The following is a 13,462-nucleotide window of genomic DNA, read 5'->3' on the forward strand; positions in this document are numbered from 1 at the left end:
AAGAACATTGAATGTGTAAGAACTTCAGCTTTTCAAATTAAAGAATTTGCTTGGCGACCATAGCGATTTGGACCCACCTGATTCCATGCCGAACTCAGAAGTGAAACGAATTAGCGCCGATGGTAGTGTGGGGCTTCCCCATGTGAGAGTAGGACATCGCCAGGCTTTAAATCTGTACTTGCTTAAGATTTAAGCAAGTCACCATAAAGTTTTAAATTATTTTAGAATTTTATGTTGACTTATAGAGTCAGTAGCGTATTATACGCATCCGCTTCGGTGCTAAAGCATTGAAAGCAAAGCTCTTTAACAATATAAACCTATCAATCTGTGTGGGCACTCGTTGATGATAATCCAATTAGAAGCTTCGGCTTCAAATTAGGTTTCAATGAAACGAAGTGACCAACGAGTCGAAAGACTCAGCACAGTCAATTCAAACATTACTTTATGTAATGTTCAGTATTCATTGAGCCGACAAAATCTTAAATTGAAGAGTTTGATCATGGCTCAGATTGAACGCTGGCGGCAGGCCTAACACATGCAAGTCGAGCGGAAACGAGTTATCTGAACCTTCGGGGAACGATAACGGCGTCGAGCGGCGGACGGGTGAGTAATGCCTGGGAAATTGCCCTGATGTGGGGGATAACCATTGGAAACGATGGCTAATACCGCATAATAGCTTCGGCTCAAAGAGGGGGACCTTCGGGCCTCTCGCGTCAGGATATGCCCAGGTGGGATTAGCTAGTTGGTGAGGTAAGGGCTCACCAAGGCGACGATCCCTAGCTGGTCTGAGAGGATGATCAGCCACACTGGAACTGAGACACGGTCCAGACTCCTACGGGAGGCAGCAGTGGGGAATATTGCACAATGGGCGCAAGCCTGATGCAGCCATGCCGCGTGTATGAAGAAGGCCTTCGGGTTGTAAAGTACTTTCAGCAGTGAGGAAGGTGGTGTAGTTAATAGCTACATCATTTGACGTTAGCTGCAGAAGAAGCACCGGCTAACTCCGTGCCAGCAGCCGCGGTAATACGGAGGGTGCGAGCGTTAATCGGAATTACTGGGCGTAAAGCGCATGCAGGTGGTTTGTTAAGTCAGATGTGAAAGCCCGGGGCTCAACCTCGGAATTGCATTTGAAACTGGCAGACTAGAGTACTGTAGAGGGGGGTAGAATTTCAGGTGTAGCGGTGAAATGCGTAGAGATCTGAAGGAATACCGGTGGCGAAGGCGGCCCCCTGGACAGATACTGACACTCAGATGCGAAAGCGTGGGGAGCAAACAGGATTAGATACCCTGGTAGTCCACGCCGTAAACGATGTCTACTTGGAGGTTGTGGCCTTGAGCCGTGGCTTTCGGAGCTAACGCGTTAAGTAGACCGCCTGGGGAGTACGGTCGCAAGATTAAAACTCAAATGAATTGACGGGGGCCCGCACAAGCGGTGGAGCATGTGGTTTAATTCGATGCAACGCGAAGAACCTTACCTACTCTTGACATCCAGAGAACTTTCCAGAGATGGATTGGTGCCTTCGGGAACTCTGAGACAGGTGCTGCATGGCTGTCGTCAGCTCGTGTTGTGAAATGTTGGGTTAAGTCCCGCAACGAGCGCAACCCTTATCCTTGTTTGCCAGCGAGTAATGTCGGGAACTCCAGGGAGACTGCCGGTGATAAACCGGAGGAAGGTGGGGACGACGTCAAGTCATCATGGCCCTTACGAGTAGGGCTACACACGTGCTACAATGGCGCATACAGAGGGCAGCAAGCTAGCGATAGTGAGCGAATCCCAAAAAGTGCGTCGTAGTCCGGATTGGAGTCTGCAACTCGACTCCATGAAGTCGGAATCGCTAGTAATCGTGGATCAGAATGCCACGGTGAATACGTTCCCGGGCCTTGTACACACCGCCCGTCACACCATGGGAGTGGGCTGCAAAAGAAGTGGGTAGTTTAACCTTCGGGGGGACGCTCACCACTTTGTGGTTCATGACTGGGGTGAAGTCGTAACAAGGTAGCCCTAGGGGAACCTGGGGCTGGATCACCTCCTTATACGATGATTATTGCGATGAGTGTTCACACAGATTGATGGTTTATGTAGTTTAAGAGACGATACTGGGTCTGTAGCTCAGGTGGTTAGAGCGTTCGCCTGATAAGCGAGAGGTCGGTGGTTCAAGTCCACTCAGACCCACCAATTTCCTTTGGACATTGGCACACAGTATCAACACCTGATGGGGCTATAGCTCAGCTGGGAGAGCGCCTGCCTTGCACGCAGGAGGTCTGCGGTTCGATCCCGCATAGCTCCACCATCTTTAAGTGTTCTTTCACAAGAATCTTTAAACATGGTTTTCATTAGAAAATCTGCTCTTTAACAATTTGGAAAGCTGACAAATCAACAATTTATTGTTGATTGTAAAGTTCTCAATGTTTGTCTTTATAGACAAACACCAATACAACACATTCAAGTGTTCTTGGAATTTGAGTCCGGCAAAATCGAGTCTGCATCATGTATAAAAATTGCAGACAACTTTGGTTGTTTAAACAACATCCTCAAGATTCGCTTCGCGAAACTCTTTGGGGTTGTATGGTTAAGTGACTAAGCGTACACGGTGGATGCCTTGGCAGTCAGAGGCGATGAAGGACGTATTAACTTGCGATAAGCCCAGATTAGGCAGTAAAAGCCACTTGAGTCTGGGATTTCCGAATGGGGAAACCCACGTGCATAAGCACGTATCATTAACTGAATACATAGGTTAATGAGGCGAACCGGGGGAACTGAAACATCTAAGTACCCCGAGGAAAAGAAATCAACCGAGATTCCGAAAGTAGCGGCGAGCGAAATTGGACTAGCCCTTAAGCTTTATATGCGTTAGACGAACGGTCTGGAAAGTCCGGCGATACAGGGTGATAGCCCCGTAGTCGACAACGCACATTCAGTGAAATCGAGTAGGGCGGGACACGTGATATCCTGTCTGAATATGGGGGGACCATCCTCCAAGGCTAAATACTACTGACTGACCGATAGTGAACCAGTACCGTGAGGGAAAGGCGAAAAGAACCCCTGTGAGGGGAGTGAAATAGAACCTGAAACCGTGTACGTACAAGCAGTAGGAGCACCTTCGTGGTGTGACTGCGTACCTTTTGTATAATGGGTCAGCGACTTATATTCAGTAGCAAGGTTAACCATCTAGGGGAGCCGTAGAGAAATCGAGTCTTAACTGGGCGTCGAGTTGCTGGATATAGACCCGAAACCAGGTGATCTAGCCATGGGCAGGTTGAAGGTTGAGTAACATCAACTGGAGGACCGAACCGACTAATGTTGAAAAATTAGCGGATGACTTGTGGCTAGGGGTGAAAGGCCAATCAAACCTGGAGATAGCTGGTTCTCCCCGAAATCTATTTAGGTAGAGCCTCGGACGAATACTACTGGGGGTAGAGCACTGTTAAGGCTAGGGGGTCATCCCGACTTACCAACCCTTTGCAAACTCCGAATACCAGTAAGTACTATCCGGGAGACACACGGCGGGTGCTAACGTCCGTCGTGGAGAGGGAAACAACCCAGACCGCCAGCTAAGGTCCCAAATTATAGCTAAGTGGGAAACGATGTGGGAAGGCTTAGACAGCTAGGATGTTGGCTTAGAAGCAGCCATCATTTAAAGAAAGCGTAATAGCTCACTAGTCGAGTCGGCCTGCGCGGAAGATGTAACGGGGCTAAGCTATAAACCGAAGCTGCGGCAATGTGCTTTGCACATTGGGTAGGGGAGCGTTCTGTAAGCCGTTGAAGGTGGATTGTAAAGTCTGCTGGAGGTATCAGAAGTGCGAATGCTGACATGAGTAACGATAAAGGGGGTGAAAAACCCCCTCGCCGGAAGACCAAGGGTTCCTGTCCAACGTTAATCGGGGCAGGGTAAGTCGACCCCTAAGGCGAGGCCGAAAGGCGTAGTCGATGGGAAACGGGTTAATATTCCCGTACTTCTTACAATTGCGATGGGGGGACGGAGAAGGCTAGGTGGGCCTGGCGACGGTTGTCCAGGTTCAAGTGCGTAGGCTTAAGAGTTAGGTAAATCCGGCTCTTTCTAAGGCTGAGACACGATGTCGAGCACCTACGGGTGTGAAGTCATTGATGCCATGCTTCCAGGAAAAGCCTCTAAGCTTCAGATTGTAAGGAATCGTACCCCAAACCGACACAGGTGGTCGGGTAGAGAATACCAAGGCGCTTGAGAGAACTCGGGTGAAGGAACTAGGCAAAATGGTACCGTAACTTCGGGAGAAGGTACGCTCTTGACGGTGAAGTCCCTCGCGGATGGAGCTATTGAGAGTCGCAGATACCAGGTGGCTGCAACTGTTTATTAAAAACACAGCACTGTGCAAAATCGTAAGATGACGTATACGGTGTGACGCCTGCCCGGTGCCGGAAGGTTAATTGATGGGGTTAGACTTCGGTCGAAGCTCTTGATCGAAGCCCCGGTAAACGGCGGCCGTAACTATAACGGTCCTAAGGTAGCGAAATTCCTTGTCGGGTAAGTTCCGACCTGCACGAATGGCGTAATGATGGCCACGCTGTCTCCACCCGAGACTCAGTGAAATTGAAATCGCTGTGAAGATGCAGTGTACCCGCGGCTAGACGGAAAGACCCCGTGAACCTTTACTACAGCTTGGCACTGAACATTGACCCTACATGTGTAGGATAGGTGGGAGGCTTTGAAGACGGTACGCCAGTATCGTTGGAGCCGTCCTTGAAATACCACCCTTGTAGTGTTGATGTTCTAACGTTGACCCCTGAATCGGGGTTGCGGACAGTGCCTGGTGGGTAGTTTGACTGGGGCGGTCTCCTCCCAAAGAGTAACGGAGGAGCACGAAGGTGGGCTAATCACGGTTGGACATCGTGAGGTTAGTGCAATGGCATAAGCCCGCTTGACTGCGAGAATGACAATTCGAGCAGGTGCGAAAGCAGGTCATAGTGATCCGGTGGTTCTGTATGGAAGGGCCATCGCTCAACGGATAAAAGGTACTCCGGGGATAACAGGCTGATACCGCCCAAGAGTTCATATCGACGGCGGTGTTTGGCACCTCGATGTCGGCTCATCACATCCTGGGGCTGAAGTCGGTCCCAAGGGTATGGCTGTTCGCCATTTAAAGTGGTACGCGAGCTGGGTTTAGAACGTCGTGAGACAGTTCGGTCCCTATCTGCCGTGGGCGTTGGAAGATTGAAGGGGGCTGCTCCTAGTACGAGAGGACCGGAGTGGACGAACCTCTGGTGTTCGGGTTGTGTCGCCAGACGCATTGCCCGGTAGCTAAGTTCGGAATCGATAACCGCTGAAAGCATCTAAGCGGGAAGCGAGCCCTGAGATGAGTCTTCCCTGGCCCCTTGAGGGTCCTAAAGGGTTGTTCGAGACTAGAACGTTGATAGGCAGGGTGTGTAAGCGTTGTGAGGCGTTGAGCTAACCTGTACTAATTGCCCGTGAGGCTTAACCATACAACACCCAAAGGGTTTTGATGGACTCAAAGAAAGAACATTGAATGTGTAAGAACTGCAGCTTTTCAGATTAAAGAATTTGCTTGGCGACCATAGCGATTTGGACCCACCTGATTCCATGCCGAACTCAGAAGTGAAACGAATTAGCGCCGATGGTAGTGTGGGGCTTCCCCATGTGAGAGTAGGACATCGCCAGGCTTTAAATTTAGACTTTAGGTCTAACCAGTGCGGAGCGGTAGTTCAGTTGGTTAGAATACCGGCCTGTCACGCCGGGGGTCGCGGGTTCGAGTCCCGTCCGCTCCGCCACTTATTCCAGACCTCAGCAGAAATGCTGGGGTCTTTTTGTATATGCGTTATTATTTTGGTCTTCGACCAACGAGTCCCGCTTGAGCGCAAGCCCGAACTAGGCGTCCCCACCACCCGCCACTTATTTAGAAACCCAGTCTTCGGACTGGGTTTTGTCGTTTTAGAAGCCCGTTGCTGACGCAACGGGCTTTTAGCATTTCTCTTTCTGACCCCAATTCATTTAAAGATTACCTTAGGTTATTACTGTCTAATCTTCACGATTGATTATCGTATTTGTAGTTATCTTGCTTGAGAGATACAACAAGGAGTTACTCCATATCTAGCTAAGGATTACGATATGTTAGATGCAATTTTTTCTGTGTTCATGGCGCTGTGGAACCAAGACTTTTCTGTGTTACAAAGTCCTGGAAGTGCAATGATGATCTATTGTGTTGTTGGCGCTTTGATTTTTTTAGAAAGTGGCTTTATTCCGGCAGCTCCATTTCCTTGTGATAGCGTTGTTGTATTGTCTGGAACACTAGCTGCTGTCGGTGTACTTGATCCCGTTGCGATATTACTCTTGATTTGCGTTTGCGCAGCACTAGGCAGTTGGGCGGGTTATTTACAAGGCGCTTGGCTGAATAGGCTGCCTAAGGTTCAAGGCTGGGTGAAAGCCGTACCTGCTAATCGAATGGCACAAGTGGATACTCTGCTAGGCAAGCATGGATTAGTTGCGCTCTTTAGCGCTCGTTTTATCCCTGTAGTACGTTCACTATTGCCACTAATGATGGGCATGCGAGCTAACAAGGTGAGCAAGTTTCACTACTTTTCTTGGTTGAGTGCGATTTTGTGGACACTACTATTGTGCTCTTTTGGAATGTTACTTCCTTTACTACCAGAAACGCTGAGCAAATATATTACGGCTGGGTTGATGGCGGCTCCAGTGATTACCCTATGTGTCGCACTATCTAGCATCATTGTTATTAAAGTTAGACGAATGAATGCTAAGCAGGTAACTAAAGCTGAAGTTATACAAAAATAGCTTTTGGTCTACGATGATCTAATTGCTGATAAAACGAAAAAGGCAGCCTTATTCGGCTGCCTTTATCTATTTATGTAATGGGTTAAGACTAATCTTGTTCGATATTATCAGTGCTCGCTGAATCCATCTCTTTTTGCGCCTGCTTAGCTTTCTCTATCATAGGGGTGATAGTCGAGCCTTGGATCAAGATTGAAAACACAACAACAGAGTAAGTCATTACCAAGATGATTTCTTTTACATCGATGAGCTTATCTTGGATGACCCAAATACCTGATGGGATAGAGAGCGCCATTGCCAATGCCAAGCCGCCACGTAATCCACCCCAAGTTAGGATTTTAACCGACCATGGGTTGTACTTACGATAGCGCTTAAATCCTATGTAAGATAAGAAGACACTAAGGTAACGTGATGTGAGAACTAGTGGGATTGAGAAAGCCATAAGAATCCAGTCTTCTTTATGGAACTCAAACAGAAGCATCGACATACCGATAAGTAAGAACAGCACGCCATTGAGGAACTCATCAACCAGTTCCCAGAAATGGTCTAAGTGATCTTCACTCTCTTTCGAGAAACCGATAAAGCGAGTCCAGTTGCCGATCATAATACCTGATACAACCATTGCTAACGGACCAGATACATGAAGCACTTCTGCAAATGCATAGCCAGCGGTTGGGATGCCGATGGTTAACAGTAGCTCCATTGAGTGATCGTCAGTAGCACTGATCAAGTAGTGGAATACTAGTCCTAGGACAAAACCGTAAGCGATACCACCAAGAGCTTCCTGAGCGAACAGCATAGTCACACTGCCAACTGTTGGGGCTTCAGTGCCAAACGCGATGGTGAATAGTGTTACGAAGATAACCAAACCAAAGCCGTCATTAAAGAGTGACTCTCCTTCTATCTGAGTAGAGATTCGTTTTGGAGCATCTAACTTTTTAACGATAGCAAGAACAGCAATTGGGTCAGTTGGTGAGATAAGAGCACCAAACAGTAAGCAGTAAACTAAATCAAACTGGATTCCGATAAGCTGACAGAATCCGTATAGAGCAAAACCTATAAAGAAGGTAGAAAATAATGTTGCAGCTAATGCTAGGACTGTAATTTCCCATTTCTGATCTTTTAGGTTTGGTAGCTTGATGCCTAAACCACCGGCAAATAGTAGAAACCCTAAAATACCTTTGAGCAAAAAGTCTTCGAAGTTGATACTTGCGACAGTATTGGATGCAATCTCAGTCAGTTGGAACCAGTCATTCTGGCCTGCAACTAAGATCAAAAGAGATAGCATCATCGAGCCGGCGGTAATTGCAATTGTGGTTTGCATCTTACCTATCTTACTGTTTACAAAGGCTATCAACATAGCTGCTGCAGATAGAAAGCAAAGCGTGTAATAGACTGACATTAGATTCTTACCATGTAACAAAATGTGAATAGGAATTTTCTGCCTAGTTCGTTCAAATAGCAAACATTATTTGTCAGTTTAAAGTCATCAATTTACTCGTTTAGACGTCTAGACTCCTTTTTAATGTGTGATAGGATGGAGTGATAACTAAAGGAATGAGGCTGTACTGTGGGAAGTAATGTAAGGCAACAGATTGAAGCTCAATTAAAGCAACGTATCTTATTGATCGATGGTGGTATGGGCACCATGATCCAAGACTACAAACTGGAAGAGCAAGACTATCGTGGTGAACGTTTTGCTGATTGGCACTGTGATTTAAAAGGCAACAATGACCTTTTGGTTCTTTCCCAGCCAAAACTTATCAAAGATATTCATCTAGAGTATCTTGAAGCTGGTGCAGATATTCTTGAAACCAACACATTTAACGCAACCACTATCGCAATGGCTGACTATGAAATGGAAAGCCTTAGCGAAGAGATTAACTTTGAGGCTGCTAAGTTAGCTAGAGAAGCTGCTGATGAATGGACGGCGAAAACACCTGATAAGCCTCGCTATGTTGCTGGTGTACTTGGTCCTACTAACCGCACTTGTTCTATCTCTCCTGATGTAAATGACCCAGGTTATCGTAATGTTAGTTTTGATGAGCTTGTAGCGGCTTACTCTGAGTCGACTCGAGCGCTAATTAAAGGCGGTTCAGATCTTATTCTTATCGAGACTATCTTCGATACGCTAAATGCGAAGGCGTGTGCTTTTGCAGTCGAAACCGTATTTGAAGAAATGGGTATTAGTTTGCCTGTTATGATTTCAGGCACGATTACCGACGCTTCAGGGCGTACTCTATCGGGCCAAACAACAGAAGCCTTCTACAATTCTCTGCGTCACGTAAAACCTATTTCATTTGGCCTTAACTGTGCACTTGGTCCAGATGAACTCCGTCCTTATGTAGAAGAGCTATCACGCATCTCTGAGTCGTTTGTTTCTGCACACCCTAACGCAGGATTACCAAACGCATTTGGTGAGTATGATCTATCTCCTGAGGGTATGGCTGTCCATGTTAAAGAATGGGCTGAAAGCGGCTTTCTAAACCTCATTGGTGGTTGTTGTGGTACTACTCCAGAACATATTCGTCAGATGGCACAAGCGGTCGAAAGTGTTACTCCGCGTGTATTGCCTGATCTCGTAACAGCATGTCGTTTATCAGGTCTAGAGCCACTAACGATCGAAAAAGAAACACTATTTATCAACGTTGGTGAACGAACCAACGTAACTGGTTCAGCTCGCTTTAAGCGCCTGATCAAAGAAGAACTGTATGACGAAGCTTTAGAGGTTGCCCGTCAGCAAGTTGAAAACGGTGCTCAGATCATCGATATCAACATGGATGAAGGGATGCTTGACGCTGAAGCATGTATGGTGCGCTTTTTGAATCTATGTGCCTCTGAGCCAGAGATTTCAAAAGTACCAATCATGGTTGACTCTTCAAAGTGGGAGGTTATCGAAGCTGGCCTTAAATGTATTCAGGGCAAAGGTATCGTTAACTCGATCTCGCTAAAAGAAGGTAAAGAGAAGTTTGTTGAGCAGGCTAAGCTGATCCGCCGTTATGGTGCTGCCGTTATCGTGATGGCATTTGACGAAGTTGGCCAAGCGGAAACCCGTGAACGTAAATTAGAAATCTGTACTAACGCTTATCGAATTCTTGTAGATGAAGTAGGCTTCCCACCAGAAGATATCATCTTTGACCCGAATATCTTTGCAGTCGCTACAGGTATTGAAGAGCACAACAACTACGCTGTTGATTTCATCGAAGCGGTAGCTGACATCAAACGAGACTTGCCGCATGCGATGATTTCGGGTGGTGTGTCTAACGTTTCATTCTCTTTCCGAGGTAATAACTACGTTCGTGAAGCGATTCACGCCGTGTTCCTATACCACTGTTTCAAGAATGGTATGGATATGGGAATTGTTAACGCAGGTCAGCTAGAGATCTACGATAACGTGCCTGATAAGTTACGCGAAGCGGTGGAAGATGTCGTTCTTAACCGCCGTGAAGACGGTACAGAGCGCCTGCTTGATATAGCTGCTGAATATGCTGGTAAAGGTGTCGGTAAAGAAGAAGATGCTTCTGCACTTGAATGGCGTACTTGGCCAGTAGAGAAACGTCTCGAACATGCGCTAGTTAAGGGCATTACCGAGTTCATTATTGAAGATACAGAAGAAGCACGTGTTAATGCATCTAAACCATTAGAGGTGATTGAAGGCCCGCTAATGGATGGTATGAACGTTGTCGGCGACCTGTTTGGTGAAGGCAAGATGTTCTTACCTCAGGTGGTTAAATCTGCTCGTGTAATGAAACAGGCAGTTGGTCACTTAGAGCCTTTCATCAATAAAGAAAAACAGGCAGGCTCTACCAACGGTAAGATTCTGCTTGCGACAGTAAAAGGGGATGTTCACGATATTGGTAAGAATATTGTTGGTGTCGTACTTCAGTGTAATAACTACGAGATCATTGATCTTGGTGTCATGGTTCCTTGTGAGCAAATCCTTAAAGTTGCCAAAGAAGAGAATGTCGACATCATTGGTTTGTCTGGCTTAATCACTCCTTCATTAGATGAGATGGTTCATGTCGCCAAAGAAATGGAACGTCTAGATTTTGATTTACCGTTGCTGATTGGTGGTGCAACAACATCCAAGGCCCATACGGCCGTTAAAATTGAGCAAAACTACAAACATCCAGTGGTTTATGTGAATAACGCCTCTCGAGCCGTAGGTGTATGTACTTCTTTATTATCTGATGAGCTACGTCCTGCATTCGTAGAAAAACTCGATGCAGATTATGAACGCGTTCGTGATCAGCATAACCGTAAGAAGCCGCGCACTAAGCCAGTGACATTAGAGCAAGCTCGTGCAAATAAGGTTGATATTGATTGGGATAGCTATACGCCACCTGTACCAGCTAAACCGGGTGTGCATGTGTTTGATGATTTTGATATCTCAACACTACGAAAGTATATCGACTGGACTCCATTCTTTATGACTTGGTCGCTAGTTGGTAAGTATCCAAAGATTTTTGAGCATGAGGAAGTGGGCGAAGAAGCACAGCGCTTATTTAAAGATGCCAATGAATTGCTGGACCGAGTCGAGAAAGAAGGCTTAATGAAAGCTCGTGGTATGTGTGCACTATTCCCAGCTGCAAGTGTTGGTGATGATATTGAAGTGTATACCGATGAATCTCGTACCGAGGTCGCTAAGGTGTTGTGTAACTTACGTCAGCAAACGGAAAAACCAAAAGGGTTTAACTACTGCTTGTCAGATTACATTGCGCCAAAAGAGTCGGGTAAGAAAGATTGGATTGGTGCCTTTGCAGTAACTGGCGGTATTAATGAGCGTGAACTAGCGGATGAGTACAAAGCACAAGGTGATGACTACAACGCTATTATGATTCAAGCGGTTGCAGATCGTTTAGCTGAAGCGTTTGCTGAGTATTTACATGAGCGTGTCCGTAAGGAAATTTGGGGCTATGCTGCGGATGAAAACTTGTCGAATGAAGATTTGATTCGTGAAAAGTACCAAGGTATTCGCCCAGCACCTGGTTATCCAGCTTGTCCTGAGCATACAGAGAAAGGTCCTTTGTGGGAGCTGATGAAGGTTGAAGAGACAATTGGTATGACACTCACGTCGAGCTACGCAATGTATCCAGGTGCATCTGTATCGGGTTGGTACTTCTCACACCCTGACTCGCGTTACTTTGCGATCGCACAGATCCAGCAGGATCAAGTGGAGAGCTACGCTGATCGTAAAGGTTGGAATATGCTTGAGGCGGAGAAGTGGCTAGGGCCAAACATCAACGGTTAATCGTGAGATAAAATAAAAGCGCAGTATTGATACTGCGCTTTTTTGTTTGTCTAATGGGTTCTAGATAAGAATAGTCGCTAAGCCTAAGAAGACCGATAAACCGATGACATCGGTGACTGTAGTCAGTGCCATACCGCCTGCAAGAGCAGGGTCGATATTCATCTTCTTTAAAAGAATAGGGATTGATACCCCGGCAATACCCGCAACCAATAAGTTGGTAAGCATTGCTGCGGAGATAATACCACCGAGCATCCAGTTGCCTTTCCAAGCCACCACGATACCACCAATGATCAATGCCCACATGATGCCGTTGAGCAAGCCGATAGCTGCTTCTTTCATGAGAAGTTCGCGTTTGTTGGAGTCACCGATGTGACCTAGTGCTAAACCTCGAATGACGAGAGCGACAGTTTGGTTGCCAGCCACCCCACCCATAGATGGAACGATTGTCATCAAGACCGCAATCGCTGCCATTTGGTCAAGCGTAGCCTCAAACATGTTTGAAACGGATGCGGCTGCTAGAGCGGCAAGTACGTTTGCTCCTAACCAGACACTACGCTTACGGGCGGATTTAACCACGGGTGCAAAAGTATCTTCATCGTCATCCATACCCGCCATACTCATCATAGAGTGTTCGGCATCTTCACGAATGACATCGACAACGTCATCGATGGTGATACGGCCCACTAGGTGTTGGTTTTCATCGATGACAGGCGCTGATACCCAGTTACGTCGCTCAAACAAACTCGCGATGTCGGAGTCAATCATAGTCACTTCGATTGCTTCATCAGCATCTTCCATGACTTCACTTACCTCAATATCAGGTTGAGTCGTGATCAGGGTTGTTATTGGAAGTTGGCCGATTAGACGGTTCTCTTCATCAATGACGTAAAGGGCATCAGTAGCCTCTGGAAGTTCCCCTTTCATACGCAGGTAGCGCAGTACAACATCGACATCAACATCACTACGAATGGTAATGACGTCGGTGTTCATCAAGCCGCCGGCAGTATCTTCAGGGTAGGAGAGGGCTGTTTCGACGAGCAATCGCTCAGCTGCATCCATCTGTGATAGAACTTCACGAGAAACGTCATCTGGAAGACTACGAAGTACGTAGGCAACGTCATCGGTCTCCATACCTTCTGTCGCTTCAGCAAGCATCTCTGGTGCCATTTTAGACACCAAGTCATCTTTTACGTCTTCATTTAATTCATCGAGGATTTCACCGTAATCTTCTGGATCGGTGAGCTGCCAAAGGACTTCACGACTTTTTCGTGGAGAGGCTTCTAAGAGATGGGCAATATCTTCAGGTTCCATGTCTTGCAGCTGACGGCGGACATGGACAAATCGGCCATTTTCTAGAGCTTCTGTTACTTCTTTGAGGGCTTGGTGAGCTTGGTCGAATTCTATTTGCTCTGCCATTGGTTCCCCCTGA

The 13,462-nt window shown here is 46.8% G+C and carries 4 protein-coding genes, 3 tRNA genes and 4 rRNA genes; 9 read left to right on the forward strand and 2 right to left on the reverse strand.

Features of this window, described 5'->3' with window-relative positions; translation table 11 throughout:
* Positions 1–49: 49 nt before the first annotated feature.
* From rrf (AAFX28_RS10335) to AAFX28_RS10370, 8 genes are all read left to right on the forward strand, one after another.
* Positions 50–165 (forward strand): 5S ribosomal RNA (rrf, locus tag AAFX28_RS10335).
* 316 nt (positions 166–481) lie between these two features.
* Positions 482–2,034: ribosomal RNA gene (locus tag AAFX28_RS10340) — 16S ribosomal RNA — on the forward strand.
* A 65-nt stretch (positions 2,035–2,099) separates the two neighbouring features.
* Positions 2,100–2,176, forward strand: a tRNA-Ile gene (locus AAFX28_RS10345).
* Between the two features lie 39 nt (positions 2,177–2,215).
* A tRNA-Ala gene (locus tag AAFX28_RS10350) sits at positions 2,216–2,291 on the forward strand.
* A 277-nt stretch (positions 2,292–2,568) separates the two neighbouring features.
* Positions 2,569–5,458: ribosomal RNA gene (locus tag AAFX28_RS10355) — 23S ribosomal RNA — on the forward strand.
* An 82-nt stretch (positions 5,459–5,540) separates the two neighbouring features.
* Positions 5,541–5,656, forward strand: a 5S ribosomal RNA gene (gene rrf / locus AAFX28_RS10360).
* The 16S, 23S and 5S rRNA genes sit together here with 3 tRNA genes alongside, the layout of an rRNA operon.
* Before the next feature lie 31 nt (positions 5,657–5,687).
* Positions 5,688–5,764 (forward strand) — tRNA-Asp (locus AAFX28_RS10365).
* A gap of 337 nt (positions 5,765–6,101) precedes the next feature.
* Positions 6,102–6,785, forward strand: a complete 684-nt coding sequence (locus AAFX28_RS10370; protein WP_408687466.1) for a DedA family protein — start codon at positions 6,102–6,104, stop codon at positions 6,783–6,785.
* An 88-nt stretch (positions 6,786–6,873) separates the two neighbouring features.
* On the opposite strand, the gene AAFX28_RS10375 is transcribed toward AAFX28_RS10370, so the two are convergent.
* On the reverse strand, positions 6,874–8,184 hold the full coding sequence (locus AAFX28_RS10375; RefSeq protein ID WP_408687468.1) for a cation:proton antiporter: 1,311 nt from the start codon (positions 8,182–8,184) through the stop codon (positions 6,874–6,876).
* Positions 8,185–8,352: 168 nt separating this feature from the next.
* Between AAFX28_RS10375 and metH the strand changes: the two genes are divergently transcribed.
* Positions 8,353–12,033 carry a methionine synthase gene (gene metH, locus AAFX28_RS10380; protein ID WP_408687470.1) on the forward strand — a complete coding sequence of 1,227 codons (3,681 nt, stop codon included), beginning with the start codon at positions 8,353–8,355 and terminating at the stop codon, positions 12,031–12,033.
* Positions 12,034–12,093: 60 nt separating this feature from the next.
* Here the strand turns inward: metH and mgtE are convergent, their stop codons facing one another.
* Positions 12,094–13,449 (reverse strand): magnesium transporter, encoded by a 1,356-nt coding sequence (gene mgtE, locus AAFX28_RS10385; protein WP_408687472.1) that lies wholly within the window; start codon positions 13,447–13,449, stop codon positions 12,094–12,096.
* Between the last annotated feature and the right edge of the window lie 13 nt (positions 13,450–13,462).

The sequence above is a fragment of the Vibrio sp. TBV020 genome, assembly GCF_046056895.1.
Taxonomy (GTDB): Bacteria; Pseudomonadota; Gammaproteobacteria; order Enterobacterales; family Vibrionaceae; genus Vibrio.

Bases quoted from the DNA above. Each gene is read 5' to 3' on its own strand.
- AAFX28_RS10375 (WP_408687468.1), bottom strand. From the start codon at position 8,184: ATGTCAGTCTATTACACGCTTTGCTTTCTATCTGCAGCAGCTATGTTG.
- AAFX28_RS10370 (WP_408687466.1), top strand. From the start codon at position 6,102: ATGTTAGATGCAATTTTTTCTGTGTTCATGGCGCTGTGGAACCAAGAC.
- mgtE (WP_408687472.1), bottom strand. From the start codon at position 13,449: ATGGCAGAGCAAATAGAATTCGACCAAGCTCACCAAGCCCTCAAAGAA.